This window comes from Nocardia sp. NBC_00403, assembly GCF_036046055.1.
In the GTDB taxonomy this organism is placed as follows: domain Bacteria; phylum Actinomycetota; class Actinomycetes; order Mycobacteriales; family Mycobacteriaceae; genus Nocardia.
On record NZ_CP107939.1, the window covers coordinates 8,052,640 to 8,079,571 of the forward strand.

Sequence of the window (26,932 nt, forward strand, 5' to 3'; positions counted from 1 at the left end):
CTCGGATCGGGCCGCCACGCCAACACTCGTGGCATCCCGCGGCACATCCAACCTTATCGGCCTGCAATTTCGGCTAGTCGCGAGGCCAATGAGGCCGGATCGTCATCGGATCGGTATGTCCACCATCGGCCGTGCCAGTCCCGTTCGGCCAGCTCGCGGTACACCTCGAGGGTGCGCTGCTGCAGTCCGCCGTCGCGTTCGTAGGCGTCGAGAGCGCGGCTGTCGTCGAGTTCGCCTCGGCTGCGGGCACGCTCGGCCGCCACTTCCGTCGAGACGTCCAGCAGCACTTGCAGCGTCGGCTCGGGCATGCCGAACCTGCCGAATTCCAATTCGGCTGTCCAGCGCGCGATCTCGCCGTCCATGGATTGGTGCAGCCGGGCCGCGTTGTAGGCCGCGTTGGAGGCCACGTAGCGGTCCAGGATCACGATGTCATTGTCCGCCAGGAGTTTCGACAACTCGTCACGGGCATCGGCCCGATCGAGCGCGAACAGCAACGCCATCGCATACACCGACGCCGCGAGATCACCGTGCCCGCCGTGCAGCGCCTCGGCGGCCAGGTCCGCATGCACCGAACGCCCGTAGCGTGGGAAGGCCAGCGTGGCCGTCCGCAGTCCACGCGCGGCGAGCATCGCGACGACGGCGTCGGTCAGCGTGCGTTTGCCCGCACCGTCGAGGCCTTCCACCGCAATCAACACGCCCATGGTCAGGAGGCTACATGCGCCGTGTTCGGCACCGAACGACAGTGTCCCGCCGACCGCAGGGGCCGGCGGGACACACGTTCTTCACCGCGCGTACTCGGTGCCGACGAGGCGTCAGTACCGATAGTGCTCCGGCTTGTACGGGCCTTCGACGTCGACGCCGATGTACTCGGCCTGATCCTTGGTGAGCTTGGTCAGCGTGCCGCCGAGCGCCTCGACGTGGATCTTGGCGACCTTCTCATCCAGGTGCTTGGGCAGCCGGTAGACCTCGTTGTCGTACTCGTCCGGCTTGGTCCACAGTTCGATCTGCGCGATCACCTGGTTGGAGAAGCTGTTGGACATGACGAACGAGGGGTGGCCGGTGGCGTTGCCCAGGTTCAGCAGGCGGCCCTCCGACAGCACGATGATCGCCTTGCCGGACTCCTTGAACGTCCACAGGTCGACCTGCGGCTTGATGTTCAAACGCGTTGCGCCGGAACGCTCCAGCGCCGCCATGTCGATCTCGTTGTCGAAGTGACCGATGTTGCCGAGGATGGCCTGGTCCTTCATCGCCTTCATGTGATCGAGGGTGATGATGTCCTTGTTGCCGGTCGAGGTGATGACGATGTCGGCGTTGCCGATCGCCTGCTCGACGGTGACGACGTCGTAGCCGTCCATCAGCGCCTGCAGCGCGTTGATCGGATCGATCTCGGTGACCTGCACCCGAGCGCCCTGTCCGGCAAGCGATTCTGCGCAGCCCTTGCCGACATCGCCGTAGCCGCAGATCAAAACCTTCTTGCCGCCGATGAGCACATCGGTGCCGCGGTTGATGCCGTCGATCAGCGAGTGCCGGGTGCCGTACTTGTTGTCGAACTTCGACTTGGTGACCGAGTCGTTGACATTGATAGCCGGGAACACCAGCTCACCTGCTGCGGCGAACTGGTAGAGCCGCAGCACGCCGGTGGTGGTCTCCTCGGTGACACCCTGCACCGAGTCGGCGATTTTGCCCCACTTGGTCTTGTCGGTCTCGAAGCGCTCGCGCAGCAGGTTCAGGAAGACCGTGTACTCGGCCGAGTGGTCCTCGTCCGCGGGCGGCACCACGCCGGCCTTCTCGAACTGCGCACCGCGCAGCACGAGCATGGTGGCGTCGCCACCGTCGTCGAGGATCATGTTGGCGGGCTCACCCGGCCAGGTGAGCATCTGCTCGGCGGCCCACCAGTACTCCTCCAGTGTCTCGCCCTTCCAGGCGAAGACCGGCGTGCCCTTGGGCTCCTCGACGGTGCCGTTCGGACCGACGACGATGGCCGCGGCGGCATGGTCCTGGGTGGAGAAGATGTTGCAGGATGCCCAGCGCACCTCGGCGCCGAGACTCACGAGGGTTTCGATCAGCACTGCGGTCTGGATCGTCATGTGCAGCGAACCGGAGATCCGCGCACCCTTCAGCGGCAGCACCTCCGCGTATTCGCGGCGCAGCGCCATCAGGCCGGGCATTTCGTGCTCGGCGAGGAGGATTTCCTTGCGGCCGAACTCGGCCAGCGACAGGTCGGCCACCTTGTAATCGATGCCGTTGCGGACATCGGCGGTCAGGGACGTGCGTGCGGGAAGTTCTGAGGTCGTCATCTGCCTCTATCAGCCTCTCCTGGTTCGTCAGTACCGAGGCAAGGCTAGTCGCTGAATCAGCCCCTGGACTATGCGGCTGCCTCGCCTTCGCTCCCCCCTGCGCGGGCGAAGGTCGGACTTCGTCCGGCAGCGTCCATTATGCGGTCACCCCGTAGGACGACAGAATACGGCGGCGCTTGCGTGGCTGAATGTTCGCCAGGGTGATGTCACCGTCGTAGTGGGCGAGCACCCGGTGATCCATCACAGCGCGCCACAGTGGCGGAATCGTCGCGAACACGATCATCGTGGCGTATCCGGCAGGCAATTGCGGCGCCTGCACCGAGCTACGCAAGGTCTGGTATCGACGGCCGGGATTGGCGTGATGGTCGCTGTGGCGTTGCAGATGGAACAGGAAAATGTTGGTGACGAGCCGGTCGCTGTTCCAGCTGTCGCGCGGCGAGCATCGCGCGTAGAGCCCGTTGGGCCTGCGCCCGCGCAGCAGCCCGTAGTGCTCGACGTAGTTCACCGTCTCCAACAGGGCGATTCCGATCACGGCCTGCAGCAGCAGCCAGGGCAGCGCCCGCCAGCCGAACAGGCCGAGCAGCAGACCGAACAGCGCAAGGCTCATCGACCACGCCTGCAGGATGTGGTTGTGCACGCTCCACCAGCGGTGGCCCTTGCGCGTCAAGCGCTCGCGTTCCAGTGCGATCGCCGAACGGAACCCGCCGGAAACGGTGCGCGGCAAGAACTCCCAGAGCGACTCGCCCATTCTGGCGCTGGCCGGATCCTCCGGAGTCGCCACCCTGGCGTGATGTCCACGGTTGTGCTCGACGAAGAAATGGCCGTAGCCCGACTGGGCCAGCGCGATCTTGGCGAGCCAGCGCTCCAGGTGCTCGACCCGATGCCCGAGTTCGTGCGCCGCGTTGATGCCGATGCCGCTGACGAATCCCAAAGTGGCCGCGAGCCCGAGCTTGTCGACGAAGCTGAGCTCGTCACCCGCCCACATGTAGCTGGCGATGCCGAGTCCGATCAGCTGGATCGGCAGGAATAGGTAAGTGCACCAACGGTAGTAGCGATCGTTGGACAGCAGCTCGTAGTCCTCGTCGCGCGGGTTGTTGCCGTCGTCGCCGATCACCCAGTCCAATACCGGTATGACGATCAGCACGATGATCGGGCCCACCCACCAGAACGCGACGAGGCCGGTGTGCAAGACCAGTTGTGATGGCAACAGTGCGCTGGACGGAGCGATCAAGCCCAGAATCCACAGATGGCGTTTGGGGTCTGGCGACCCCGTCGGTTTGCCAACCGAATGCACGTTTGACCACCTAAGTAAGTACCCCGACTCGGACGCTTGACAATACATACAGACTTATCGAACCTTCCACACCGGGAAGGCATCGAAAGGTGTTGGCAGTTACATGCCTAACAGTCGGTTTCTAAGGGCATTGTCAGGCGAGATCAGCCACCGCACCTTTCCGGCAAACCGCCGTCAGTTCCCGCGGCTGCGCTAACTCCGCTCGCGTGCCGCCAGAATTGCCTCGACGTACGGACTCAGCAAATCACTCAGATCGGCGGGCGCATTCCGCCCCGGCGCGGGCGGTGTCGGGATGTAGCTCAGGGCGATGCGCACCAGCGCGTGTGCCAGAACCGTCGACTCCGCCGCCGTCGCGGCCACCCAGCTGTGCTGGAACGCGACAGCGAGCCGTTCGGTGGCATGCTCGAGCAACGGTCCGGCGTCGAGGGTGATGAGTCGCAACAGGTCCAGCTTCACCTCGCCTGCGAGCAGTGACTGCACCAGCGGATCGGCCGCGGCTTCGAGGAAGAAGCCGCCGAGCCCCTCACGGAAAGCGGACCTGACATCACCGACATTGCCGTCGATCGCCGAACGGACGTGATCGACCAGATCGTCGGCCAGGCGCAGCGCGTAGGACTGCGCGAGGCCCGACCGCGATCCGAATTCGTTGTACAGGGTCTGCCTGCTCACCCCGGCCCGTGCCGCCACATCGCCGAGGGTGATCTTCGACCAGTCCCGTTCGGTGAGCAGTTCCCGCATCGCGTCCAGAACCGATGTGCGCAGGAGTTCCCGCGCCGCCTCCTGATACGGAACCCTCGGTCCTGTGCGCGGCATACCCGCGACATTGTCACGGCGATATGCCGCAGTCAAAATCTCACGACCGCTCGATCTCGACCATGTAGAAGTCGGCCTTCGCCGCGCCACAGTCCGGACAGGTCCAGTCGTCGGGGATGTCGTCCCAGCGGGTGCCCGGCTCGATGCCGTCCTCGGGCCAGCCCTTGGCCTCGTCGTATTCGAAGCCGCACTGGATGCATTGGAACAGCTTGTATTCGGTCATGAGGCAGCTCCCATCAATTCGAAGTCGATCTTTTCCCGCACCCCACAGTCCGGGCAGCACCAGTCGTCGGGCACCTTGTCCCACGCCGTGCCCGCCGGGAATCCCTCGTGCGGTGCACCTTTCGCCTCGTCGTAGACGTAATCGCAGACGGGGCAGCGAAACGCGCTCAAAGCCCAGCCGCCCCCGCACCCGCACCCGCACCCGCACCCGCGGCCGTCGAACCGACGCCATAGCGGGCGATCACCTTGTCCCGCTTCGCCGGATGGATGTTCGCGCGGGTGACGTCGCCGCCGTAGTGTGCGAGCACCCGCTTGTCCATCACCCGACGCCACAGCGGCGGGAAGTAGGCGAGCAGGATCATGCTTGCGTAGCCACTCGGCAGGTTGGGCGCGCCGTCCCAGCTGCGCAGCGTCTGATAGCGCCGCGTCGGATAGGCGTGGTGATCGCTGTGCCGCTGCAGGTGGTACAGAAAGATATTGGTGACGATGTGGTCGCTGTTCCAGCTGTGCACCGGAGCGGGCCGCTCGTACCGTCCGGATGCGGTGCGCTGGCGCACCAGACCGTAATGCTCCAGGTAATTGACCGCCTCGAGCAGGCTGAAGCCGACCACCGCCTGCAAGATCAGATATGGCAGCACGCCGATGCCGAACACCACTATCAGCACCGCGTACAGCGCCACCGACATCAGCCAGGCGCTGAGTACTTCGTTCTGCAGGCTCCACGGCTTCTTGCCGAGCCGCTCGAGGCGCACCTTCTCCAACCGCCACGAGGAGCTGAAGCTGCCCGACACAGTGCGCGGCCAGAATGCCCAGAACGATTCGCCCAGACGGGAACTCGCCGGATCCTCCGGGGTGGCGACGCGTACATGGTGGCCGCGATTGTGCTCGATGTAGAAGTGCCCGTAGAACGACTGCGCCAGCGCGATCCGCGACAGCCACCGCTCCAGGTCGACCTTCTTGTGGCCGAGCTCGTGCGCGGTGTTGATGCCGATGCCGCCGATCATGCCGACGGTGATCGCAAGGCCGATCTTGTCGATGATGTGCAGACTGCCGTCGATGCCGAGCCAGCTGACGTTATCCGCGGTGATCAGGTAGCAGGCCATGATCAGCGTCGCGTACTGGAACGGCAGGTACAGGTAGGTGAGGTAGCGGTAGTACTTGTCGTTCTCCAGGTACTCCATCACCTCGTCGGGCGGGTTGTCGCCGTCCGGACCCAAGAAGATGTCGGCCAGCGGAATCAACACGTAGACCAGGACCGGACCGAGCCAGAACGGCACCTGGGCCAGCCGATGCCAGCCGATTTCATTGAACGCCCAGACCAAGGGCAAGCCGATGGTGAATAGCCCTGTCGGCGCGAACAACCCCCACAACCACATGTACCGCTTGCGGTCACGCCACGCAGGCGCCTTGACCTGACGGCCCGAGGTATCGGCTTCTGTCGACATCGTTGTCTCTCCATTCGAGCGGCACGTCACATGTGATGTGCAGTACTACTTAAATTGACATTAGAGATCAACATGTCTCCTGTCTAGACAAATCAGTGCATTTGTAAAGTGAATCTGAGAACGACACCACCCCAGCCGTCACGATGGAAGCGGCGCGCCTACCCAGGCTGTGGGAAAGAAGGCAGGGACAGAGCAGCGCCGTTGCCTGCCTGCACAGGCTGCGGAAGAGAAAGGCGGGTACGGCACACGGCTCCCAGCATGGAGACTGGCTGTGGTCGCGTTCTCGGACCTTCTCGACCCCGGCATCCGATCTCAAAGGTGAAATAGCGATCGAGGGTAGTGAAATGGTGGCTGCGGAAGTGCTCGGCGGCCACCATTCGACTACCGCCGATGGGTGGGTTCAGCGCAGTAGGACGTCGCTGTCCGGAGGTAGGGCGTTGATCGGCCACCAGCGCAGGTCGGTGGATTCGGCGCTGCGTACCGGGACGGCGCCGGCGGGAGCGACGATCCGGAACAGTAGGTCCAGATGTCGGGTCGGGATGCCGAGTGAGCAGGTGATCGGATGTGCTTGCGCGCCATACAGTTCCGGATCCAGCCATAGATCCGTCAGGCCGGACTCTTCGGTTGCCTCCCGCAGTGCGGCGGCGGGTACCGTGTCGTCGGATTCCTCGCAGTGGCCGCCGAGCTGGATCCAACGACCCACTCGGGGGTGCAGGGTCAGCAGCACCTCACTTTCGTCGTGCGAAAACACGACCGCCGACGCTGTGATGTGACCAGGGACGTGCTCGCGCAGGCAACCACGCGGTGCCGAGCCGAGAAACGCCAGCATCGCCTCCCGCAGGGAAGCATCGGGTCCCGATGCCGGGCGCCACGATTCCAGTAGCTCCGTCGCCGAAGCATGCAACGAACTCGCGCTCATCGATCCGCATCCCGGCTCGGGATCCGCACCCCGGGTGGGCACCCACGACAGGCGCGGATCGCGGTCAGGGGGGCGAGGTCTCCGTGGGTCACAGTTCGACCAGGCCGAGGCCAGGGCCGTACACCGGACGCGGGGTCAATTCCTCCAGCGGATGGCCGATGGCTATGCCGCCCAAGGGGTTCCAGTCCGCCTCGAGGCCGAGGACGTCGCGGGTGATCTCCGGCGCGAAGATGGTCGAACCGATCCAGCAGCTGCCGAGCCCCTCGGTGGCGAGGGCGACCAGCAGCCCTTGAACGGCCGCGCCGACCGCGACGGTGAACATGGTCCGCTCGTTCGCGCGGCGGCGCTCATCCGGATAGTCGTGCGCGCCGTCGGGCACACAGAACGGGATGATCACCTCCGGGGCGTCGAAAAGGATGCGGCCGCGGGCAATTCGGCGCTCCACCCGCTCCGGCGGCAGCCCGTCCGCGGTGAGGTCCTCGCGCCACTTTTCCGCCATCGCCTCCAGCAGCTGCTTACGCAGACCGGGTTTGCGCAGCCACACAAAACGCACCGGGCGGGTGTGATGGGGCGCCGGCGCGGTCAAAGCCACCGCGACAGCGGTGCGAACGCGCTCGGGATCGACGGGTTCGTCGGCGAACTGCCGCACCGACCGGCGCAGCAGCACCGCCTCCGAGCGGCCCTTCTCGATGGCCTCCGCGGTGCCGAGCCAGAACAGGTCGTCGGTGCCGCCGCGCAGCAGGTCGGCGGCGGTGGAACCGTCGTCGGTGACCGGAAGCCCGCGCACCACCGCGACCGGGACACCGCCGAGCTTGCCCTTCACCAAGTCCGCGGCGGCCGCGAGTTCATCGGCGATCGCGACCTGCGTGACGTGCAGTTCATTGCCCTGCCCGTCGACCGCGCCCGCGTAGTTGTGCAATACCCGAAGTCCCGCGGCGCCGATGGCGGCGTCGGTCTGTCCATTTCGCCAGGCCCGGCCCATGGTGTCGGTGATGAGCACCGCGACCTGCACCCCGAGCCGCTCGGCGAGGGCTGTGCGCAACGCCTTGGCGCTCGCATCGGGATCGGCGGGCAGTAGCACCAATTCGCCCTGTTCGACATTGGATCCGTCGACTCCGGACGCGGCTTGCACGATGCCGAGCTTGTTCTCGGTGATGAGGGTGCGGCCCTTGCGCGCGAGCACCCGTACGGCCTCCTGGTCGACCAGCGCGCGGCGCGCGGCGTCGCGCTCCTCCGGGTCGAGCGGGGCCGCCACGATCCTGCCCTCGGCCTTGGCGACGATCTTGCTCGTCACCACGAGCACATCGCCGTCGGCCAGCCACGGCGCGCAGGCGGCGATGTGTTCGGCGACGTCGTCACCGGGGCGGAATTCCGGCAGTCCGGTGATCGGCAGAATCGTCAGCTCGGCGGCCGCGTGGTCGTATTCGTTCACGGCTTCACTCCCGCGAGGTCGAGCGCCTCCCGCACCATTTCTGCGGTGGTCGGCGGATCGGTCATCAACAAGGGCACGCTGCGCACCTCCACGCCGGGCACATCGGCGGTGTCGGTGGTGTGGATCAACCAGCCGTCGAGGATGCCGGTGGCGGAGCGGGCGCCGTAGTAGCGGCCGATCGCCTCGGCCGTGGTCTCGACGCCGATCACCGAAAGGCACTCGTCTGCCATGCCGCGCAACGGCTTGCCGTCGATCACCCCGGACACCCCGATGACCTTCGCATCCGTGGTGCGCAACGCGCCGCGAATACCCGGTACCGCGAGGATCGCGCCGATGCTCACCACCGGGTTGGACGGGGCCAATAAGACGGCGTCCGCAGTGGATATGATCTCGGTCACATTTGGCGCAGGTTTCGCCTCATCTGCCCCAATTGTGGCGAATCCGTGAGTCTCGATGTCCGCGCGGTAGCGAACCCACCACTCTTGGAAATGGATCGCGCGACGTTCGCCAGGATTGTCAGGGTCGCTCACAACCACGTGTGTTTCGCATCGATCGTCCGTTGCCGGGATGAGTTTCACACCCGGCTGCCACCTATTGCAGAGCGCCTCGGTCACCGCCGAGAGCGGGTACCCGGCGCGCAACATTTCACTCCGAACCAAGTGTGTGGCGATGTCCCGATCGCCGAGACCGAACCAATCGGGCTGCGCGTGATATTTGGCCAGCTCTTCCTTGGCGTGCCAGGTTTCGCCGAGCCTGCCCCAGCCCCGGTCGGTGTCGATTCCTCCGCCGAGGGTGTACATGCAGGTATCGAGGTCGGGGCAGATGCGAAGGCCATGCATCCAGACGTCGTCACCGACGTTGACGATCGCGGAAACGTCTGCCTCGGGCAGCAGTTCCCGAACGCCCTGAAGGAAGCGCGCGCCACCGACTCCGCCCACCAGGACGGCAATCCGAGGCCCGCTGGCAGGTGCGGTGTCCGCTTGTTGTGGAGTCACATCCGCACAGCCTATGCGGTACCGGAGCGGCCGCGGCTCATCCCATATTTGCTGCTCATTTGCTATTTGGCGCATCAAGATCAATCTGGAATGCGGTTGCGGATAGTAACGGAATTGCGACGGCGGCTTGACCATCGACACGTCCGGCGTGTCTAATCACAGTCATGTCATTTCGGGTTCGCGTGAGAGATCAAGGCGCGGACAGCTTTTCGAACAGATGTTCGCATCGAAATGACAAGCTCGGGGATGTCCGCGGGACAACGTCGCGGGGTACGGCCGTCGGTGTGCGTGTTGGTCCGACGGAAAGAATCATTCTGCGCTAACACACAGTGAGGAGGCGGAGCGATGGCCAACGAAATGGTCTCGCCGACCGATTCCACAGCAGGCGCAGCACGTGGCGTCTGCGCAGATATCGGCCGGATCGAGCATGAGGGGGGTAACGAAGTCTCGGCACCACCCCGGCTCAGCCTGGTCGTGACGGGCTTCGACGAGATGTTCGAATCCATCGAGGAGCAGTGGCAGGAGCGCGCCCTGTGCGCGCAAACAGATCCCGAGGCGTTCTTCCCCGAGAAGGGCGGCTCGACCCGCGAAGCGAAGCGGATCTGCCTGGGCTGCGAAGTACGCGACGAGTGCCTGGAATACGCACTCGCGCACGATGAGCGCTTCGGCATCTGGGGCGGCCTCTCCGAACGCGAGCGGCGCCGCCTGAAGCGTGGCATCGGCTAGAAGACGTGAGGCCAGCCTGCCTCGATGCACACGTTCGCGGCGGGCTGGCCTAGATTTTGTTCATGGCGCATTTTCGGAACCGACGACCACCGACCGCTCGGTCGGTGATCCGCCGCGGTCGTGGGCTGCGCGGGCCGATGCTGCCGCCGACGGTACCTGCGTGGCGAACGCGCGGCCAACAGTTCGATCGGCTGGTGCTGGAGGCGTTCGCACCACTGGACACCCGCTGGCACGACCGGCTGACCAAGCTGGACATCGCGGTCGACGATGTACCGAAAATCCGTCCGCTGCACCCTGATTCGGTCACCTGGCCGGATGAGGTGGTAGCCGACGGACCGGTGCCATTGTCGCGGCTCATCCCGGCCGGCGTCGATCGGCACGGAGTGGCCACCCGTGCCCGCGTCGTGCTGTTCCGCAAGCCCCTGGAACTGCGCGCGGGCGATCCCGAGGATCTGGTCGACCTGCTCCGCGAAGTCCTCGTCCAGCAGATCGCAACGTATCTCGGCGTCGACCCCGACCTGATCGACCCGGAGGGCGATTAGCGCGAGATCAGTTGTCCCCGAGCGACTCACTAACGGTCGATCCGGACAAGTCTCACCCATTACCTGAGCGTGTCTGCCTCCATCGGGCGGCGTGGCGGGTTACTCTCATCGTCGTGATCCCCATGCGTCGTTGCTGCCGACCAGGCTGCAAGAATCCGGCAGTCGCGACGCTCACCTATGTGTACTCGGACTCGACGGCAGTCGTCGGGCCGCTGGCCACGGTGGCCGAACCGCACTCCTGGGATCTCTGCGAAACACACGGTTCGAGGATCACCGCCCCGAAGGGCTGGGAAATGGTTCGCCACGAAGGCGGATTCTCTTCCAGCACACCGGATGACGACGATCTGACGGCGTTGGCCGAGGCGGTACGCGAGGCGGGACTGCGCCGCCGCCCGCCCGAGCACGATCAGCGCGGCTATTCCGACTACGCCCCACCGCCGCCACGAGCCACCCGCACCGGTCGCCGCGGTCATCTCCGAGTGCTGCCCGACCCGCCGAGCTGACAAGAGGCGGGACCGTGTCAGGGGTGTCCCAGGCAACCACTAGGGTGGTTCCCATGACAGTCGCGCGCTCTGCCGAATTCGTGAACGCGGTGATCAAGGCTTATGACGTTCGCGGAGTGGTCGGTGAACAGATCGACGCGCAATTCGTAAGGGACGTAGGGGCTTCCTTCGCCAGGCTGATGCGCACCGAGGGCGCGACCCGCGTGGTCATCGGCCACGATATGCGGGACTCGTCGCCGAGTTTGGCCGCCGCGTTCGCCGACGGCGTCCTCGATCAGGGCCTCGATGTGGTGCACATCGGCCTCGCCTCCACCGACCAGCTGTACTTCGCTTCCGGCAACCTGGACTGCCCCGGCGCCATGTTCACCGCCAGCCACAACCCGGCCCGCTACAACGGCATCAAAATGTGCCGCGCGAAAGCACTGCCGGTCGGTCAGGACACCGGCCTCGCCACGATCAAGTCCGAGATCGTCGCGGGTGTGCCCGCCTACGATGGCGCACGCGGCACCGCCACCGAGATCGACCTGCTCGCCGACTACGCGGCGTACCTGCGCGGCCTGGTCGATCTCGACGAGATCCGCCCGCTGACCATCGCGGTGGACGCGGGCAACGGCATGGGCGGGCATACCGTGCCCGCGGTGCTCGGCACCCTGCCGCAGCTGAAGATCGTGCCGCTGTACTTCGAATTGGACGGCTCGTTCCCCAACCACGAGGCGAATCCGCTCGATCCGAAAAACCTGGTCGATCTGCAGGATCTGGTGCGCAAGTCCGGCGCCGACATCGGCCTCGCCTTCGACGGCGACGCCGACCGCTGCTTCGTGGTCGACGAGAACGGCGACCCGGTGTCGCCCTCGGCGATCACCGCCCTGGTCGCCGAGCGCGAGTTGACCAAGGAGCCGGGCGCAGTCATCATCCACAACCTCATCACCTCGCATGCGGTGCCGGAGTTGGTCACCGAGCTCGGCGGGACCCCGGTGCGCACCAGGGTCGGCCACTCGTTCATCAAGCAGGAGATGGCCGCCACCGGAGCGGTATTCGGCGGCGAACACTCCGCGCACTACTACTTCCGCGCCTTCTGGGGTGCGGATTCCGGGATGCTCGCGGCGCTGCACGTGCTTGCCGCGCTCGGCGAGAAGGATCGGCCGATTTCGGAGCTGATGTCGTCGTATGCAACATATGCCGCCTCCGGAGAGATCAACTCGACAGTGGCGGACGCGAAGGAGCGGACGATGGCCGTGGTCGAGGCATTCGGTGACCGGACGGTGTCGGTCGATCGACTGGACGGGGTGACCGTGCAGCTGCCCGACCACGCCTGGTTCAATCTTCGCGCGTCGAATACCGAACCGTTGCTCAGGCTGAACGTCGAAGCCCGATCGCCGGAGGAAGTAGACGCACTCGTGACCGAGATTCTGAGCATCGTTCGCTCCTGACTGGAATAGTGGAATCACAGGCCTTGGATTCGCCCGATCTGGGTTCGGTGTGGATGGCACAGCGCGATGAGGGGAGGTGGGACGCCCGATGATCGCTGGAACACCGGTGCTCGACCTCGACGATGCTGCTTCGCTCGAGGCAGCCGATGCCGGCGGCGCCCTACGCTCGGCCGCTTCCGGTGGCGCTCAGGTGCGCGCCACCGCCGCAGCTGTCGCTGAGGACACGCTGATACGCCTTGCCGACCTACGCCCACGCAGCGTCGTGCTCGTCTCCGGCGCAGGCCGTGCCGCACGCGCCGCCACGCTGCTGGTCGCCGCGCTCGGCGATCGCGCGAGCCTGCCCATCGTGCCCGTTGCTTCGCTACCGCCGTGGGTCGGTCCGCTCGACGTGGTCCTGGTCGCCGGTGACGACGCGGGCGATCCACGACTGATCGATGCCGTCGATCGCGCAGTGCGCCGCGGCGCCGAGGTGGTGGTCGCGGCTCCGCACGAGGGACCGCTGCGCGCCGCTGCGGCCGGCCGGGCGGCCCTGTTGGAGCCGAGAGTCCAGGTGCTCGATCACAATCGCCTGCTGCGCTTCCTGGCCGCGGGAATGGCCGTCCTACGCATCGTGGACCCGACGCGCGCGGGTGCGGCAGTACCCGATCTGACCGAGCTCGCCGATGTGCTCGACGCGGAGGCACTGCGCGACGGCCCGCACAACGAGGTCTTCCGCAATCCCGCCAAAACCCTCGCCGCGCGCATGCACCAGCGCGGTGTCGTGCTGGCGGGCGACTCCCCCGCCACCGCCGAACTGGCCGAGCACGGGGCCGAGGTGCTGCTGCAGTCGGCGGGCCGGGTGGCCGCAGCGGTGGACCTGGCCGAGGCCGTCGCCGCCAATCCTCGAATGGTGGAGGCCGCAGGGCAATCCGCGCCGAATTTCGATCCGATGTTCCACGACGAGGAGCTCGACGGACCGGTGCCGGTGGAGCGCATGCGCGTGTTCGTGCTCAGTTCCGATGCCGACCAATCCGCCGCGCGGCGCCGGCTGGCTGTCTTCGGGGCCGCCGGGTCCGGTTTGGTGGACGCCGATCTGGTGCGCGCCGATGTCGACCTGCTGCACACCACGCTCACCGACCCGTCCGTCCCGACCCCCGCCAGACAGGACGAACCCGGCTTCGGTGGCAGCGGCCTCGGCACCACCGGGCACGGCACCGAGCTCGAACAGCTCGCGGTGCTCGCGCTCAGACTGGAAATGGCCGCCGCCTATCTACGGCTGATCGGTTCGCGCGGGAGCGCGACCGAGAGCCAGGGGCAGTACGGGGGACGCTACTAGTGCACGAACTCGTTGGTGCGCTGCGTTCCTACGCTTGGGGTTCACGCACCGCACTCGCTCAGTTGTGCGGCCGACCGGTACCGTCCGCGCATCCAGAAGCCGAACTGTGGTTCGGTGCGCATCCCGCCGATCCGGCGCACGTGCGCATCGACGGCAACACGCGGTCGTTGCTGGAGCTGGTCGCGGCCGACCCGGATCGGGAATTGGGACCCGCCGCACCGGAATTCGGTGGCAGACTGCCGTTCCTGCTGAAGATCCTGGCCGCAGAGGAACCGTTGTCGCTGCAGGCGCATCCGAGTTCGGCGCAGGCCAAGGCCGGGTTCGAACGGGAAAACCTGGCGCGGGTGCCGTTCGATTCGCCGATGCGCAACTACCGCGACGAGAACCACAAGCCGGAGCTGGTGGTCGCGCTGGATCGGTTCGAGGCGCTCGCCGGGTTCCGTGATCCGCTACGCACCGTCGAGCTGTTCCGCGCGCTGGACGTGCCCGGGTTGCATCCTTATGCGAACCTGCTTGCCGCCCAACCGGATTCGGCCGGTCTACGGACGCTGTTCACCACCTGGATCACGCTGCCGCACGCCGCGTTGAGCACGCTGCTGCCCCAGGTCCTCGACGGCTGCGTGCAGTACCTGTCGGGCAGCGCGGCCGCATCCAAGGGCAGGCGCGAGTTCGCCCCCGAGGCACGCACCGCGCTCGAGCTCGCCGAAGCCTATCCCGGCGATGCCGGAGTGCTTGCCGCACTGCTGCTCAACCGGCTCACCCTGGAACCAGGACAGGGCCTGTTCCTGGCGGCCGGCAATCTGCACGCGTATCTGCGCGGACTCGGCGTCGAAATCATGGCCAACTCCGACAATGTGCTGCGCGGTGGTCTGACGCCGAAGCATGTCGACGTGCCAGAGCTGTTGCGGGTACTGGACTTCGAACCGATCGACCTGCCGGTGGTGCTGCCGGAACCGGTGGGCGACGGCTCGGTCCACTACCGGACCCCAGCACCGGAATTCGCGCTCCGCCGCTTCGACCTGACCGCGGGCTCGGCGCAGGTCCCACTCACCGCAGCGGGGCCCGGGATCGTGCTCTGCACGTCGGGCACGGTCCGCCTGCTGCACGGCGACGAACAACTGGTGTTGGAGCGCGGCGCGGCGGCCTGGATCTCCGCTACCGACACCGATATTCGCGCCCAAGCGGTGGAAGGCAACGCCCAACTGTTCTGCGCAAGCGTGGGGGGTGTTTGATTTGCTGTGTTTTTTGGCAGCGCCTGCGGCGCTGCGTGTTCGCTGTGTTGAATTGGCGGCGCCTGCGGCGCCGCGTGTTCGCGGCCCCCTTGGTCTCGCTTCCGAGCCGTCGAGACTCGCGACTTCGTCGCATGCGCTTCGACGGCTCGGAAGCGAGACGGGCCGCGAACTCTAGTGCTCGGTCTCGCTGCGCTCGGAAGACATCATCGTGCCGAGTGGGGGCGTCGGTAGCTGAGCTTGCGACTTCGTGGATGCGTATGGGGTGCTGTGGAACGGGGCCGCGAACTCGACTGCTCGAAAGGGTCATCGAGCCGGGGGCCGGGTCGGCGGTGATGGTCGCGACTTCGGTGGAGCGGTTGGGCGCTTCTGGTGCGAGACGGCCGCGAACTCTAGTGCTCGATCTCACGACACATGGAAGGTGCCACCCTGCCGAGAGGATGTCGGTAGCGATGCTCGCGAATTCGGTGGATGCGCTTGGACTGCTGTGGAACGGGGCCGCGAACTCGACTGCTCGAAAGGGTCATCGAGCCGGGGGCCGGGTCGGCGGTGATGGTCGCGACTTCGGTGGAGCGGTTGGGCGCTTCTGTGCGAATCGGCCGCGAGCTGTCGTGCTTGATCTCACTGCAGGTGTCATCGTGCAGAGGGGCTGCATCGGTGGTGATGTTGCGACCTCGGTTGCCCGGGGATGTTCGTCGGGGCGGCACTTGCGACCTTAGGATTTTGTGCGCGGCGGGTGCTTTGCGAGTTGGCCGGTCGAGCGCGGTCGGCTGACAGGCTAAGTTAACCGAGATCGGACAAAGCGGAGAGAGGACCAAACCGAATGTCGGCTGGTGGTGGCAAGAAGGCGATCATCGCCGCGTTGACGGCGAATGCGGGTATCGCGGTGGCGAAGTTCATCGGCGCGGCGATCACGGGTTCGGCGTCGATGCTTGCTGAAGGCGTGCACTCGGTGGCCGACACCGCCAACCAGGGATTGTTGCTGGTCGGGCAGCGCCGCGCTGAGCAGGAGGCCGACGAACTGCACCCGTTCGGGTACGGGCGCAACCGCTACTTCTACTCCTTCATCGTGGCCCTCGTGTTGTTCACGCTGGGCTCGGTTTATGCCATCTACGAGGGCATCCACAAGATCCAGCATCCGGAGGAGCTGAGCTCGCCGATCGTCGCGGTCGCCATCCTCGGTATCGCGATCGCCTTGGAGGGCTTCAGCTTCCGCACGGCCATCCACGAGTCCAGGCCCCTCAAGGGTGATTCGAGCTGGTGGCGGTTCATCCGCAACTCGCGCAGCCCGGAACTGCCCGTGGTGCTGCTGGAGGACAGCGGCGCGCTGGTCGGCCTGGTGTTCGCCTTCGCCGCGGTGGTGCTGACCATGGTCACCGATGAGCCGATCTGGGACGGCATCGGCACGCTGGCCATCGGCATCCTGCTCGGGGTCATCGCGATCGTGCTGATCATCGAAATGCAGAGCCTGCTCATCGGCGAGGGCGCCACACCCGACGAGGACCGCGATATCCGCGCGAACCTGGTCGACGACACTCGCATCGATCGGGTGATCCACCTGAAGACGCAGTACCTCGGACCGGAGGAAATGCTCGTCGCCGCCAAGGTGGCGATCACACCGGGACTCGACATCGAAGAGATCGCCGCCGCCATCGACGCCGCCGAAGCCAGGGTCCGCGCCGCCGTGCCTACGGCTCGAATCATCTACCTCGAGCCGGATCTGTACCGCACGCCGACCAACTGACCCGCACCGGCGGATCACGACTTACGCTGTACCCCAACGCTATCGGGGTGTCCAACGGAACTGCGCTCCGCCGCGGGCATCGCGTATGTTCCGACCCGAATTCAACAGCTCGACTCGGATGCCGAGCGAAGGCCAGTGAATACTGACCGAATGGGAGCATTCAGCGTCTGGCACTTACTCATCGTGCTCGTCGTTCTCGCGATAGTCGTCGTGATCGTCAAATCCAGCTCGAGCGCCCGACCGGGATATCAACCACCCAACGCGATCGCTCCCGGCTGGTACCCCGACCTCGCTGACCCCGCAATTCTCCGCTGGTTCGACGGCCACCAGTGGACCAACCACACCCAACCCCGCCAATGACCCCGTTGTCTCGGGCGCTGCGCTCCACAGGCAGGCAGAGCGAAGCGCCCTCCGACGTTCAACCAGCGGCCGCACGGGGTTGTGGTCAGGCGCAACACTATTGCCGAGCAGTGGGACAGCGTGCAACCGATCGGCCGTGGCTGACAACGCGCAGAGCAGGCTCGCGGATCTGCGCAGCCGCTAGGCCGACACCTGCGGCGTCCGCAGCAGGTCGAGCGGGTCGGTGTCGATGCCGAACTCCTGCCACAACACATGCCGGGCGGCGTGTAGACCGTTCATGCCGTGCACGCCGGGGCCGGGTGGGGTCGATGCCGAGCAGAGGTAGACGCCGGGCAGCGGCGTTGCGTAGGGATTCCATTTCAGGGTGGGCCGGAAGGCGGTCTGACGCAACGTCATTGCGCCTGCGGAGATGTCACCGCCGACGTAATTGGCGTTGTGGGAGGGCATTTCGGCGCCGGTGCGGACATGCGAGGCCAGGATCAGGTCGCGGAATCCGGGGGCGAAGCGTTCGACCTGCTTGATCACCGACTCCGTCATGTCGCGGGTCGAGCCGTTCGGCACATGCGCGTAGGTGTAGAAGGTGTGACCGCCCGCCGGAGCCCGGCTCGCATCGACGACACCGGGCTGGATGGCGAGCACGTAGGGCCGCGCCGCGTGTTGTCCTGCGGCGACGGTCTTTTCGGCGGCCATTGCCTGCACGCGCGTGCCGACCAGATGCAGAGTCCCAGCGAGATCGCAGCCCTCGGCCTGCCATGGCACCGGTCCCGACAGCGCGAAGTCGACCTTGCACGCGGCGCCGCCGTAGCGGACGCGGCGCAGGCGCGCGGCGTAGCGATCCGGCAGTTGAGGGCCCGCGATGCGCAGCAGTTCGGCTGGGGCCGTGTCCAATACGATCGCGTGAGCGTCGCCGAATTCCGCCAGTGAGTCCACGCGATGGCCGGTGACGACTCGGCCACCGAGCCGCTCGAGTTCGGCGATCATCGCATCCGCAATCGCCTGACTGCCGCCGCGCGGCAGCACCCAACCGCCCGCGTGCGCGAGGGTGCCGAGCAATAGACCGGCCCCGACGGCAGGAAACGCGCGCGGTGGGGTGATCGCGTGCGCGGCAACACCGGTCAACAGCGCGGGCGCGGCGGCCTCGCGAAAACGCATGTTCCACAACGGCGTTCCCTGCTCCATCATGCGCAGGCCGAAGCGCACCGCGGTCGCGAGGTCTCCCGGAAGATGGCGCAGATCCGACATCGCCAGTTCGACCACCTCGCGCCAATGGTCCACGAGCGGTCCGAACAGTGAGCGCCATGCCGCGCCGTCCCGGCCGAGGTCGTACCCGGTCCGGTCGAGGTCGCGCCAGGCCAGCCCGGCGATACCACCGTCGAGCGGATGCGCGTAGGACACCTGCGGTACAAGGAGTTCGACCCCGTGCGCACGCAGGTCGAACGCACGGAAGAACGGTGCGGCCAGCGCCATCGGATGCGCACCGGCGCACACGTCGTGCCGATAGCCGGGCAGGGTCAGCTCGGCGGTCCGGCAACCGCCGCCCGCGGTGTCCTGCGCCTCGTGCACCTCCACGTCGAGCCCGGCCCGCGCCAGTATCACCGCCGCGGCGAGCCCGTTCGGTCCGGATCCGACGACTACAACATCAGCCATATCCCCCACTCTGCCTTGCCCGCCACTCGGATACTCTGATCTGCCGTGCACGACACACTGCCGCCTTCGGACTCACTCCCGGCCGGCTGTCCACTGGCCCATCAGGACCTCGATGCGCTGCTCACGCAGATCCGGGCGCAGCCGTCCGCCGCGATCCAGGGTCGCCACCCCGTGCAGTGCGGCCCACGCCACCTCCGTTCCCGCCTGTAGATCGTTCGCACCCGCGAAGGGTTCGTAGGCGGCCTCGATCTCGCCGAACGAATCCTTCAGCGCCTTCGGCGCTTCCGGACCGAACTTCAGCTCGGTGGTCAGCACGAACATCGCGTCGTAGCGAGCCGGATTGGCGGTCGCGAAGTCCAGGTAGGCCCGCGCGATCGCCGCCAATGCCGCGGCCGGGTTCGACGCACCCGTGCGCGCCTCGTGCAACGTCGCGCCGAGGTCCGCAAACCCCTGTTCCGCGACTGCCGACACGATGGCCACCTTGCCCGTGAAATGGCTGTAGAGCACCGGCTGGCTGTATTCGATCCGCTCGGCGAGGCGGCGCACCGTCACCGCCTCCCAGCCCTGCGCCTCGGCGAGTTCGCGTGCGGTGTCGATGATCCGCTGGTGCCGCTCGGCACGCTCGCGCTCCTTGCGATTCTGGATGGTCATGAAGAAATACTAGCAGCGCTAGACAAACTATCGAAGCTCATCTAGTGTTGCTCTCACACCTAGCAACGCTAGATAGCAGAGCATCGAGAACGCGCACCAAGGAGCAATCGCCATGAACATCTCCCGCATCGCCACCGTCCTTTCCCTCATCGGCGCGGCGTTCATCCTTTACATCGGCCTCAGCTACCTGATCACGCCGGAAACCATCGCCACCGGATTCGGCCTGCCGGAATGGCCGAAGGGCGACGCGGTGGCGTTCATGAATCTGAAGGGCGTCCGCGACGTCGCCTCCGGGGTGCTGATCCTGGCCCTGCTGGCACTGCGGCAGCGGTTCGCACTCGGCATCGTGATGCTGGTCCTGGCCCTGATCCCGACCGGCGACATGCTGACCGTGCTCAGCTGGAACGGCTCGACCGCCGCGGCCTTCGGCATCCACGGCCTCACCGCCGTCCTGGTCGCCCTCGCCGGCGGACTACTGATCCGCGAGCACAACACGTCGAACAAGAAGGTCGCCGAGCCGGTATCCGCCACCGCAGTAGCGTGATTCAGACCACATGCCCCCGCTCGCCGATGAATTCGCGAGCGGGGGTACGTCTATTCCACTGAACATCCGAACAAGCAGGAGATGACCACCATGTCGACCAAGCCGCACGGCCCCGCGTCCTACTTCCCGTCGATCGAGGCCAAGTACGGCCACACCATCGACGAGTGGAAGTCCCTGATGCGCGAGTCCGGCCTGGCCTCGCACAAGGAACTCGTCACCTGGCTGCAGAACGAGCACGGCTTCGGCCACGGCCACGCGTCCGCGATCACCCAGCACTACCTCAACCCGGAGAAGTGGGTGTCCTGACCCACACACCACGACAGTGCCCGCAGATCCTGCGGGCACTGTCGTTTTCAGGTTGCAGCTAGGCGGCCCTCGCCTGCGCTCGCCCGAGCGCAGGACCGTCCGGCTGCGTGCAGCTAGGCCGGGACCAGGTCCTTGGTATCGGGCTCGGGCTGCGGCCGCGGATCGTGGTCATCGTCGACCATGGTCCGCTCGTCGAAGGGCAACTTGCGGTCGAGCACGGTGCGAACTCGATCGACGTCGACCGTCTTGGTCCAGGTGCCGACCAGCAGGGTCGCGACCGCGTTGCCCGAGAAATTGGTGAGAGCGCGGGCCTCGGACATGAAGCGGTCGATACCGACGATCAGGCCGACACCGTCGAGCAGCTCGGGGCGGTGGCTCTGCAATCCGCCGGCCAGCGTGGCAAGTCCGGCGCCGGTAACGCCTGCCGCCCCCTTCGACGCGACGATCATGAACAGCAGCAGGCCGACCTGTTCACCGATGGCCAGCGGCTTGCCCATCGCGTCGGCGATGAACAGCGAGGCCATGGTCAGATAGATGGCTGTACCGTCCAGGTTGAACGAATATCCGGTCGGCACAACAACACCCACCGTGGTGCGCTCGACACCGAGGTGTTCCATCTTCGCGATCAGCCGCGGCAGCGCGGACTCGGAAGACGAGGTGCCGACGATCAGCAGATACTCCCGCGCCAGGTAGCGGACCAGCTTGAAGATCGAGACACCGGACACCGTCCGCAGCAGCACACCGAGCACGCCGAAGATGAACACCAGACAGGTCAGGTAGAACGCGATCATCAGCAGCGCGAGTTGCTGCACCGCATCGAGCCCGGTCTTGCCGACCACGTTCGCGATCGCACCGAACGCGCCGATCGGGGCCAGCCACAAGATCATCGACAGGATTCGGAACACCAGCTTCTGTAGCGTCGCCACACCGCGCAGCACCGGCTCGCCCGCGCTGCCCATGGCCTGCACCGCGAATCCGACCAGCAGCGCGACGAACAGCGCCTGCAACACGCTGCCCGCGGTCAGCGAGGAGATCAGCGTCGCCGGAATGATGCCCTGGATGAAGTCCCAGGTACCGCCTGCGGCGTGCGCCTGATCCGCCAGCTTCGCGCCCTGCTTGGCGGTCTCGGCGATGTTCATGCCGGTGCCCGGTTCCAGCAGGTTGCCGACCACGAGGCCGATGCCGAGCGCCACCGTCGACATCACCATGAAGTACCCGATGGCGAGGCCGCCTACCTTGCCGACGGTGGCCGCCGCCCGCACCGAACCGATGCCGAGGACAATGGTGCAGAAGATGACCGGTGCGATCATCATCTTGATCAGGTTCACGAACATGGTGCCAAGCGGCGCCATCGACTGACCGACACCGGGCGCCAACCAGCCGACCAGAATCCCCGCTCCGACGGCGACGATGACGGCTAGATACAGCCAGTGGGTACGGTCGCGCCGCTGCTGTTGCGTTGTGTCGCTCATAGCGAGTGCTGTCCTCTTCAGTGGTACCGGCGTGAGGTGGGTCACCACCCCTTGTGCACAATGTTGGCGGCCGGCGTGATGCCGGTCACGCTTTGGTGCATTTCGTTCAAGAAAGACAGTGTTCAGCGGAGGACAGTTCGTGAGAGGTGGTCGCCTAGCCGGCGCGGCCAGACGCAGTCTGTCCGCACTCCTGCGTCCGGCCGAGCGCATACGAGGCAGTCGCCGCTCATTGGCCGGGCAGGCATTCGTTCTGCAACTGGTCGTGCTCGCGCTGATGATCGGCATCGGAGCGGTCCTCGCGGTCATCGATGCGCGCCACGACAGCGATGTGACGACCACGCGCGAGGTCACCGACGTCGCGGTGGCGGTCGCGCAGGCGCCGTCCACCCTCGCCGCGGTGCACTCCCCCGATCCCACGGCACTGCTGCAACCGGTGACCGAGCGGATCCGCAAGGACACGGGCATGGACTTCATCGTCGTGATGGCGCCGGACCGCACCCGGTTCACCCACACCACGCCCGAACGCATCGGACAACCCTTCAGCGGCAATATCGATCGCGCGCTGGCCGGGCAGACCTTCACCGAGACCTATGCGGGCACCCTCGGGCCATCTATCCGCGCGGTGACACCGATCTACGACGACGGCCGAGTGGTCGCGCTGGTGTCGGCGGGAGTGACCCGGGCCCGCATCGGCGACCAGGTCGCCACCCAACTGCCGGTAATCCTCGGCGTCGCGTTCGCGGGACTGGTGGTGGCGGCAGCGGGTTCCTTCCTGCTCAGCAGGCGGATTCGCCGCCAGACCCATGGCCTCGCGCCGGACGAACTGCGCGCCATGTACGAGCAGCACGACGCGGTGCTGCACTCGATCCACGAAGGTCTCGTGGTGTTCGGTCCGTTCGCCGAGCACGCGGAGGTCGTCAACGACCAGGCGCGCAAGCTGCTCGACCTGCCGTCCGGCCCGGTGCAGCGCACCGATCTGCCGCTATCGATGCAGCGTATGAGCTGGGGCGTGGTCCGCGACGAGATGCATGTGACCACCGATCGGATTCTGCTGGTCAACCAGGACGTGGTGGCCTGGGAAGGCCGCCCGATCGGCACCGTGATGAGCATCCGTGATCACACCGAATTGCGCACTGTGATGGGCGAACTCGATTCCGTGCGCGGGTTCGCCGAATCGCTGCGGGCACAGGCCCACGAATCGGCCAATCGGTTGCACACCGTCGTCACCATGGTGGAGTTGGGCCGCTACCGGGAGGCCGTGGAGTTCGCGACCGCCGAACTCGAACTGTCCCAAGCACTGATCGATCGGCTGCTCACCTCGGTCGGCGACCCGGCACTCGCGGCCCTGCTGCTCGGCAAGGTGAACCAGGCCGCCGAACGCAGCGTCGAACTGACCATCACCGAGGACACCGCCCTCGACTCGACCGCACCATTGTCCGCGCACGAAACAGTGACGCTGGTCGGCAATTTGATCGACAACGCCATCGACGCGGCCGCGGACGGGGCCGAGGGCTGGGTGGAGGTGACTGTGCGCCAGCAGGATTTGGCAGACGACACGGCCACCGACCAGGATTCAGCGCTGTACCTGCATGTCGCGGACAGCGGACCCGGCATGTCCGCACAGACATTCGCCCGTGCCGCCGAACGCGGCTATTCCACCAAGGCCGACCATCAAGGGCTCGGCTTGGCGCTGGTGCACCGGTTGGTCACCAGGCACGGCGGCGCGATCTACACCGAGCGAGATCCGGAAAGCGCGGTCTCCGTGACGATTCCACGAAAGGTCGCACCATGATCCGGGTTCTGATCGTCGAGGACGAACCACTGATCGCCGAGGCACATCGCGCCTACGTCGAACGCATCCCCGGCTTCACTCCGGTCGGCATCGCGCACACCGGTCGCGACGCGATGCGCGCCGCCGCCGACAACGCGGCCGAAGGCACCCCGATCGACCTGGTGCTCATGGACATCGGTCTGCCCGACGCCAGCGGCCTCGACGTCGCTGCGGCACTCACCGGCCTCGCGCCCCGCCCCGACGTCATCGCGATAACCTCGGCGCGAGACCTGGCCATGGTCCGCACTGCTGTGTCCCACGGCGTCGTGCTCTACCTGCTGAAACCGTTCACCTTCGCGGCATTTCGCGACAAACTCGAACGCTACCGCGAGTTCCGCACCGCACTGCCCGCGGGCGAAACCGCCGTCTCCCAACAGGATGTCGACCGCGCCCTCAGCGCCTTGCGCACCTCCGACCAGCGCGCCACCGCCCCCAAAGGCGTTGCCCCGCAAACCCTCGACGAAATCTCCCGGGTGGTCCGCGACGCTCCGGACGGCGTCACCGCCGCCGACACCGCGACCACCATCGGTGTCTCCCGCATCACCGCATGGCGCTACCTGGAGAAACTCGCCGAAGACGGTCTGGTCGATCGCCGCTCCGACTACGGCCGGGCAGGCCGACCGAAAACCCGCTACCTGTGGAAGATTCGGAGCTAGCCGTCGCCTCAGCTCAGTCCGGGGTAAACGAAATGGCTCGGTCCGCCGCCGGGCTGGCTGGAGCCGGTGACCGAGGGGATGTTGAACGGCAGCCGAATCAGCTTGTGCGGGTTGCCTGCCCGATCTGCCTGCCAGCAGCCGAGGGTCACGCCGTGGAACGCGCTGCATACGATTCGGGTGCTGGTCCCGAACGGTGAGGTGAGCCGATCACGGGAAACGAGCGGGTTCCAGTAGTCGAGGTCGCCCGGTGTGAGGAAATGCTTGGTCTCGAACGGTGCCGTCGGGCTCGGTGCGGTGGGCACCGGCGGCCATTCGTCGGCGGCGGCGACACCCGAGGCTCCGAGGAGAACCGCCGCGCTGACCGCCGTGATACCGGTGAGCTGCGACATGCGGCGAGCGAGAGTAGTCATACTTCGTCCTTTCCGACCATGCGATACGCGAGGCGCGACGGCCGGACCGAAGCTGCCGCCGCCGAACAACATGTCGAGGACGGCAGGCGAGTCATTACACGTCGGTGGAGAAGCGGATGCCGCCGTCGGGGATGTCGACGCCAGGCCAGACACGGGCACCGCGTAGTAGTTCGCAGCGGGCGCCGACATTCGCGCCGTCGCCGATGACGGCGTCACGGACCAGGGCGCGGGGGCCGATCCGAGCACCGAAACCGATGATCGAGCGCTCGACGGTGGCGCCTGCTTCGATGCGTGCTCCGTCGAAGAGCACCGCGCCGTCGAGGCGGGCGCCCGCGCCGACCTCGGCGCCACGACCGACCACGGTGCCACCGATCAGCACCGCGCCCGGTGCGACGCCCGCACCCTCGTGGACCAGGAATTCGCCGCGCTGGCCCGGCAGCGCCGGTGAGGGCGCGATACCGCGCACCAGATCGGCGGAGCCGCGGACGAAGTCCTCGGGTGTGCCCATGTCACGCCAGTAGGAGGAGTCGACGTGACCCTGTACGCGGGCGCCCTCGGCAAGCAGTGCGGGGAAGACCTCGCGCTCCACCGAGACCGGGCGACCGGCCGGGATCTTCTCGATGTATTCGCGACGGAAGACGTAACAGCCCGCATTGATCTGGTCGGTCGGCGGATCCTGGGTCTTCTCCAAGAAGGCGGTGACCCGGCCGTTCTCGTCGGTCGGCACGCAGCCGAAGGCGCGCGGATCGCCGACCCGGACCAGATGCAGCGTCACATCGGCCTTGGTCGACTCATGTGTGTCGAGGATCCCACCCAGGTCGGTGCCACCGAGCACGTCACCGTTGAACACCATGATGTTGTCCGCGCGCAGCTTGGACAGCACATTGCGGATGCCGCCTCCGGTGCCGAGCGGCTCGGTCTCGGTGACGTACTCCAGCTCCAGGCCGAGCTCGGACCCGTCGCCGAAATGCTCCTCGAACACCTCCGCCTTGAAGGAGGTGCCGAGCACGACGTGGTTGATCCCGGCATCGGCGATGCGGGCGAGCAGATGCGTCAGGAACGGCAGTCCGGCCGTCGGCAGCATCGGCTTCGGTGCCGACAGAGTCAGCGGACGCAGCCGCGTGCCCTGCCCACCGACCAGAATGACGGCGTCGGTGCCTGCATTTCCTGCCATCGAGCTCCCCTGTTCACAGTGGATTGTTCGGCTGTACCGGTTGACGCGGCTAGCTCTGCGCCTGTTGACGCAGCGCAGATCGAACCGCAATCCGCGAGCGGATCGCAAGTCCAGCGCGTAGTGCGAGCCGCAGCGGCGCCTGCCACCAGTGCGGATGCCGGTCGGCCTGGAAACGGTACGCGCTCGCGTGGTGTGCGGGCAGCATCAGCTCCGGGTGACGGCCTGCGGCATGCCCCTTGGCATGGGTCACCTCGGCGGAGGGCACGAAGACGTTGTGCCAGCCTGCCTTGCCCATCCGGTCACCGAAGTCGACGTCCTCCATGTACATGAAGTAGCGGGAGTCGAAGCCATCGATGGAATCGAAGGCCGCGCGCCGCACCAGCAGGCACGATCCCGACAGCCAGCCGACGGCCCGCTCGGAGATCTCCTCGTTTTCCTGCCGGTAGCGCCGCGTCCAGGGATTCGACTTCCACACCGTACCGAGAATCGCGTGCCCTGCCCCGTCGAGGAGGCCGGGAACCGAGCGCGCCGAGGGGTAGGTGCTGCCGTCCGGTTCGAGCACCTTCGGGCCGAGCGCGCCCGCGTGCGGCCAGCGCTGGGCGGCGGCGAGCAGTTCATCGATGGAATCGGTGCCCCAGCGGATGTCTGGGTTGGCAATGATCACGAACTCGACGTCGGGATCGATCTCCGCGACGGCGCGGTTGATCGCACCGCCGTAGCCGATGTTGCCGCCGGTGCGTAGCAGTCGGACGTGCGAATTCGCCTCGGCCGCCAGTTCCGGCGTGCCGTCGAGGGAACCGTTGTCGGCGAGAATCACCTGCGGCTTCTCGCTGGTCGCATCGGCCAGCGTGGTGATGAAGTGCTCGAGGTGCTCGCCCGGTGAATAAGTCACCGTGACGACGACAAGCCCGCCCGGGGCGGCAGAATCGGAAGTGCTCACGCTTGCGCCTCGCTGACGCTCGGCTCCGGCCTGAC

Annotated in this window: 28 protein-coding genes; 12 read left to right on the forward strand and 16 right to left on the reverse strand. The window is 66.4% G+C overall.

Annotation, left to right across the window (positions count from 1 at the left end; all coding sequences use genetic code 11):
- Positions 1–53: 53 nt before the first annotated feature.
- From OHQ90_RS36185 to cofD, 10 genes are all read right to left on the reverse strand, one after another.
- Positions 54–701, reverse strand: a complete 648-nt coding sequence (locus tag OHQ90_RS36185; RefSeq protein WP_328405364.1) for a dTMP kinase — start codon at positions 699–701, stop codon at positions 54–56.
- Positions 702–812: 111 nt separating this feature from the next.
- Positions 813–2,297, reverse strand: a complete 1,485-nt coding sequence (gene ahcY, locus OHQ90_RS36190) for an adenosylhomocysteinase (RefSeq protein ID WP_328405367.1) — start codon at positions 2,295–2,297, stop codon at positions 813–815.
- 136 nt (positions 2,298–2,433) lie between these two features.
- The gene (locus OHQ90_RS36195; RefSeq protein WP_328413354.1) at positions 2,434–3,537 is read right to left on the reverse strand and encodes an alkane 1-monooxygenase; all 1,104 of its coding nucleotides are present in this window, start codon (positions 3,535–3,537) and stop codon (positions 2,434–2,436) included.
- A 246-nt stretch (positions 3,538–3,783) separates the two neighbouring features.
- Positions 3,784–4,404 (reverse strand): TetR/AcrR family transcriptional regulator, encoded by a 621-nt coding sequence (locus tag OHQ90_RS36200; RefSeq protein WP_328405369.1) that lies wholly within the window; start codon positions 4,402–4,404, stop codon positions 3,784–3,786.
- A 40-nt stretch (positions 4,405–4,444) separates the two neighbouring features.
- A complete protein-coding gene (locus OHQ90_RS36205; RefSeq protein WP_063047281.1) occupies positions 4,445–4,627 on the reverse strand; it encodes a rubredoxin in 183 nt (60 codons plus the stop codon).
- Positions 4,624–4,797 carry a rubredoxin gene (locus OHQ90_RS36210; RefSeq protein WP_328405374.1) on the reverse strand — a complete coding sequence of 58 codons (174 nt, stop codon included), beginning with the start codon at positions 4,795–4,797 and terminating at the stop codon, positions 4,624–4,626. The genes OHQ90_RS36205 and OHQ90_RS36210 overlap by 4 nt, the downstream gene beginning before the upstream one ends.
- The gene (locus tag OHQ90_RS36215; protein ID WP_328405376.1) at positions 4,794–6,071 is read right to left on the reverse strand and encodes an alkane 1-monooxygenase; all 1,278 of its coding nucleotides are present in this window, start codon (positions 6,069–6,071) and stop codon (positions 4,794–4,796) included. The genes OHQ90_RS36210 and OHQ90_RS36215 overlap by 4 nt, the downstream gene beginning before the upstream one ends.
- 400 nt (positions 6,072–6,471) lie before the next feature.
- Positions 6,472–6,990, reverse strand: a complete 519-nt coding sequence (locus OHQ90_RS36220; protein WP_328405378.1) for an NUDIX hydrolase — start codon at positions 6,988–6,990, stop codon at positions 6,472–6,474.
- A gap of 88 nt (positions 6,991–7,078) precedes the next feature.
- Positions 7,079–8,422: a coenzyme F420-0:L-glutamate ligase gene (locus OHQ90_RS36225; protein ID WP_328405380.1), complete on the reverse strand. Its 1,344-nt coding sequence runs from the start codon at positions 8,420–8,422 to the stop codon at positions 7,079–7,081.
- Positions 8,419–9,417: a 2-phospho-L-lactate transferase gene (gene cofD / locus OHQ90_RS36230; RefSeq protein WP_328405382.1), complete on the reverse strand. Its 999-nt coding sequence runs from the start codon at positions 9,415–9,417 to the stop codon at positions 8,419–8,421. Before cofD ends, OHQ90_RS36225 begins: the two co-directional genes overlap by 4 nt.
- Before the next feature lie 492 nt (positions 9,418–9,909).
- On the opposite strand from cofD, the gene OHQ90_RS36235 reads away from it, so the two are divergent.
- From OHQ90_RS36235 to OHQ90_RS36270, 8 genes are all read left to right on the forward strand, one after another.
- Positions 9,910–10,143, forward strand: a complete 234-nt coding sequence (locus OHQ90_RS36235; protein WP_040709504.1) for a WhiB family transcriptional regulator — start codon at positions 9,910–9,912, stop codon at positions 10,141–10,143.
- A gap of 62 nt (positions 10,144–10,205) precedes the next feature.
- Positions 10,206–10,685, forward strand: coding sequence for a metallopeptidase family protein (locus tag OHQ90_RS36240; RefSeq protein ID WP_328405384.1), 480 nt, complete (start codon positions 10,206–10,208; stop codon positions 10,683–10,685).
- A 122-nt stretch (positions 10,686–10,807) separates the two neighbouring features.
- Positions 10,808–11,188: a DUF3499 domain-containing protein gene (locus tag OHQ90_RS36245; RefSeq protein WP_328413358.1), complete on the forward strand. Its 381-nt coding sequence runs from the start codon at positions 10,808–10,810 to the stop codon at positions 11,186–11,188.
- Between the two features lie 53 nt (positions 11,189–11,241).
- Positions 11,242–12,618, forward strand: a complete 1,377-nt coding sequence (locus OHQ90_RS36250; protein ID WP_328405386.1) for a phosphomannomutase/phosphoglucomutase — start codon at positions 11,242–11,244, stop codon at positions 12,616–12,618.
- An 88-nt stretch (positions 12,619–12,706) separates the two neighbouring features.
- Positions 12,707–13,933, forward strand: coding sequence for a tobH protein (locus OHQ90_RS36255; RefSeq protein ID WP_328405388.1), 1,227 nt, complete (start codon positions 12,707–12,709; stop codon positions 13,931–13,933).
- Positions 13,933–15,165: a mannose-6-phosphate isomerase, class I gene (gene manA / locus OHQ90_RS36260; protein ID WP_328405390.1), complete on the forward strand. Its 1,233-nt coding sequence runs from the start codon at positions 13,933–13,935 to the stop codon at positions 15,163–15,165. Before OHQ90_RS36255 ends, manA begins: the two co-directional genes overlap by 1 nt.
- Before the next feature lie 820 nt (positions 15,166–15,985).
- On the forward strand, positions 15,986–16,906 hold the full coding sequence (locus OHQ90_RS36265; RefSeq protein WP_328405392.1) for a cation diffusion facilitator family transporter: 921 nt from the start codon (positions 15,986–15,988) through the stop codon (positions 16,904–16,906).
- Positions 16,907–17,056: 150 nt separating this feature from the next.
- Positions 17,057–17,266 carry a DUF2510 domain-containing protein gene (locus tag OHQ90_RS36270; protein WP_328405394.1) on the forward strand — a complete coding sequence of 70 codons (210 nt, stop codon included), beginning with the start codon at positions 17,057–17,059 and terminating at the stop codon, positions 17,264–17,266.
- 180 nt (positions 17,267–17,446) lie between these two features.
- Here the strand turns inward: OHQ90_RS36270 and OHQ90_RS36275 are convergent, their stop codons facing one another.
- Positions 17,447–18,913 carry a phytoene desaturase family protein gene (locus OHQ90_RS36275; RefSeq protein WP_328405396.1) on the reverse strand — a complete coding sequence of 489 codons (1,467 nt, stop codon included), beginning with the start codon at positions 18,911–18,913 and terminating at the stop codon, positions 17,447–17,449.
- A 72-nt stretch (positions 18,914–18,985) separates the two neighbouring features.
- Positions 18,986–19,564 carry a TetR/AcrR family transcriptional regulator gene (locus OHQ90_RS36280; protein WP_328405398.1) on the reverse strand — a complete coding sequence of 193 codons (579 nt, stop codon included), beginning with the start codon at positions 19,562–19,564 and terminating at the stop codon, positions 18,986–18,988.
- Between the two features lie 112 nt (positions 19,565–19,676).
- Between OHQ90_RS36280 and OHQ90_RS36285 the strand changes: the two genes are divergently transcribed.
- Positions 19,677–20,108: a DUF4267 domain-containing protein gene (locus OHQ90_RS36285; RefSeq protein WP_328405400.1), complete on the forward strand. Its 432-nt coding sequence runs from the start codon at positions 19,677–19,679 to the stop codon at positions 20,106–20,108.
- A gap of 90 nt (positions 20,109–20,198) precedes the next feature.
- The gene (locus OHQ90_RS36290) at positions 20,199–20,414 is read left to right on the forward strand and encodes a DUF4287 domain-containing protein (RefSeq protein ID WP_328413360.1); all 216 of its coding nucleotides are present in this window, start codon (positions 20,199–20,201) and stop codon (positions 20,412–20,414) included.
- Between the two features lie 113 nt (positions 20,415–20,527).
- Here the strand turns inward: OHQ90_RS36290 and OHQ90_RS36295 are convergent, their stop codons facing one another.
- The gene (locus OHQ90_RS36295) at positions 20,528–21,886 is read right to left on the reverse strand and encodes a cation:dicarboxylate symporter family transporter (RefSeq protein WP_328405402.1); all 1,359 of its coding nucleotides are present in this window, start codon (positions 21,884–21,886) and stop codon (positions 20,528–20,530) included.
- A 274-nt stretch (positions 21,887–22,160) separates the two neighbouring features.
- On the opposite strand from OHQ90_RS36295, the gene OHQ90_RS36300 reads away from it, so the two are divergent.
- A complete protein-coding gene (locus OHQ90_RS36300; protein ID WP_328413362.1) occupies positions 22,161–23,678 on the forward strand; it encodes a sensor histidine kinase in 1,518 nt (505 codons plus the stop codon).
- Positions 23,675–24,373 (forward strand): response regulator, encoded by a 699-nt coding sequence (locus OHQ90_RS36305; RefSeq protein ID WP_328405404.1) that lies wholly within the window; start codon positions 23,675–23,677, stop codon positions 24,371–24,373. Before OHQ90_RS36300 ends, OHQ90_RS36305 begins: the two co-directional genes overlap by 4 nt.
- Positions 24,374–24,381: 8 nt before the next feature.
- Here the strand turns inward: OHQ90_RS36305 and OHQ90_RS36310 are convergent, their stop codons facing one another.
- The 3 genes from OHQ90_RS36310 to OHQ90_RS36320 form a co-directional block, all read right to left on the reverse strand.
- Positions 24,382–24,783: a hypothetical protein gene (locus tag OHQ90_RS36310; RefSeq protein ID WP_328405406.1), complete on the reverse strand. Its 402-nt coding sequence runs from the start codon at positions 24,781–24,783 to the stop codon at positions 24,382–24,384.
- 94 nt (positions 24,784–24,877) lie between these two features.
- Positions 24,878–25,957: an NDP-sugar synthase gene (locus OHQ90_RS36315; protein ID WP_328405408.1), complete on the reverse strand. Its 1,080-nt coding sequence runs from the start codon at positions 25,955–25,957 to the stop codon at positions 24,878–24,880.
- A gap of 49 nt (positions 25,958–26,006) precedes the next feature.
- Complete coding sequence (locus OHQ90_RS36320) at positions 26,007–26,897, reverse strand: glycosyltransferase family 2 protein (RefSeq protein ID WP_328405410.1); 891 nt, start codon at positions 26,895–26,897, stop codon at positions 26,007–26,009.
- Between the last annotated feature and the right edge of the window lie 35 nt (positions 26,898–26,932).

Excerpts from the sequence above, each read along its gene's own strand:
- OHQ90_RS36285 (WP_328405400.1), top strand. The coding sequence starts at position 19,677 with ATGAACATCTCCCGCATCGCCACCGTCCTTTCCCTCATCGGCGCGGCG.
- OHQ90_RS36240 (WP_328405384.1), top strand. The coding sequence starts at position 10,206 with ATGGCGCATTTTCGGAACCGACGACCACCGACCGCTCGGTCGGTGATC.
- OHQ90_RS36200 (WP_328405369.1), bottom strand. The coding sequence starts at position 4,404 with ATGCCGCGCACAGGACCGAGGGTTCCGTATCAGGAGGCGGCGCGGGAA.
- OHQ90_RS36270 (WP_328405394.1), top strand. The coding sequence starts at position 17,057 with ATGGGAGCATTCAGCGTCTGGCACTTACTCATCGTGCTCGTCGTTCTC.
- OHQ90_RS36310 (WP_328405406.1), bottom strand. The coding sequence starts at position 24,783 with ATGACTACTCTCGCTCGCCGCATGTCGCAGCTCACCGGTATCACGGCG.
- OHQ90_RS36245 (WP_328413358.1), top strand. The coding sequence starts at position 10,808 with ATGCGTCGTTGCTGCCGACCAGGCTGCAAGAATCCGGCAGTCGCGACG.
- OHQ90_RS36250 (WP_328405386.1), top strand. The coding sequence starts at position 11,242 with ATGACAGTCGCGCGCTCTGCCGAATTCGTGAACGCGGTGATCAAGGCT.
- OHQ90_RS36220 (WP_328405378.1), bottom strand. The coding sequence starts at position 6,990 with ATGAGCGCGAGTTCGTTGCATGCTTCGGCGACGGAGCTACTGGAATCG.
- OHQ90_RS36255 (WP_328405388.1), top strand. The coding sequence starts at position 12,707 with ATGATCGCTGGAACACCGGTGCTCGACCTCGACGATGCTGCTTCGCTC.
- ahcY (WP_328405367.1), bottom strand. The coding sequence starts at position 2,297 with ATGACGACCTCAGAACTTCCCGCACGCACGTCCCTGACCGCCGATGTC.
- OHQ90_RS36265 (WP_328405392.1), top strand. The coding sequence starts at position 15,986 with ATGTCGGCTGGTGGTGGCAAGAAGGCGATCATCGCCGCGTTGACGGCG.
- OHQ90_RS36205 (WP_063047281.1), bottom strand. The coding sequence starts at position 4,627 with ATGACCGAATACAAGCTGTTCCAATGCATCCAGTGCGGCTTCGAATAC.
- OHQ90_RS36275 (WP_328405396.1), bottom strand. The coding sequence starts at position 18,913 with ATGGCTGATGTTGTAGTCGTCGGATCCGGACCGAACGGGCTCGCCGCG.
- OHQ90_RS36315 (WP_328405408.1), bottom strand. The coding sequence starts at position 25,957 with ATGGCAGGAAATGCAGGCACCGACGCCGTCATTCTGGTCGGTGGGCAG.
- OHQ90_RS36300 (WP_328413362.1), top strand. The coding sequence starts at position 22,161 with ATGATCGGCATCGGAGCGGTCCTCGCGGTCATCGATGCGCGCCACGAC.
- OHQ90_RS36235 (WP_040709504.1), top strand. The coding sequence starts at position 9,910 with ATGTTCGAATCCATCGAGGAGCAGTGGCAGGAGCGCGCCCTGTGCGCG.
- OHQ90_RS36290 (WP_328413360.1), top strand. The coding sequence starts at position 20,199 with ATGTCGACCAAGCCGCACGGCCCCGCGTCCTACTTCCCGTCGATCGAG.
- OHQ90_RS36215 (WP_328405376.1), bottom strand. The coding sequence starts at position 6,071 with ATGTCGACAGAAGCCGATACCTCGGGCCGTCAGGTCAAGGCGCCTGCG.
- OHQ90_RS36295 (WP_328405402.1), bottom strand. The coding sequence starts at position 21,886 with ATGAGCGACACAACGCAACAGCAGCGGCGCGACCGTACCCACTGGCTG.
- OHQ90_RS36280 (WP_328405398.1), bottom strand. The coding sequence starts at position 19,564 with ATGACCATCCAGAATCGCAAGGAGCGCGAGCGTGCCGAGCGGCACCAG.
- OHQ90_RS36305 (WP_328405404.1), top strand. The coding sequence starts at position 23,675 with ATGATCCGGGTTCTGATCGTCGAGGACGAACCACTGATCGCCGAGGCA.
- OHQ90_RS36185 (WP_328405364.1), bottom strand. The coding sequence starts at position 701 with ATGGGCGTGTTGATTGCGGTGGAAGGCCTCGACGGTGCGGGCAAACGC.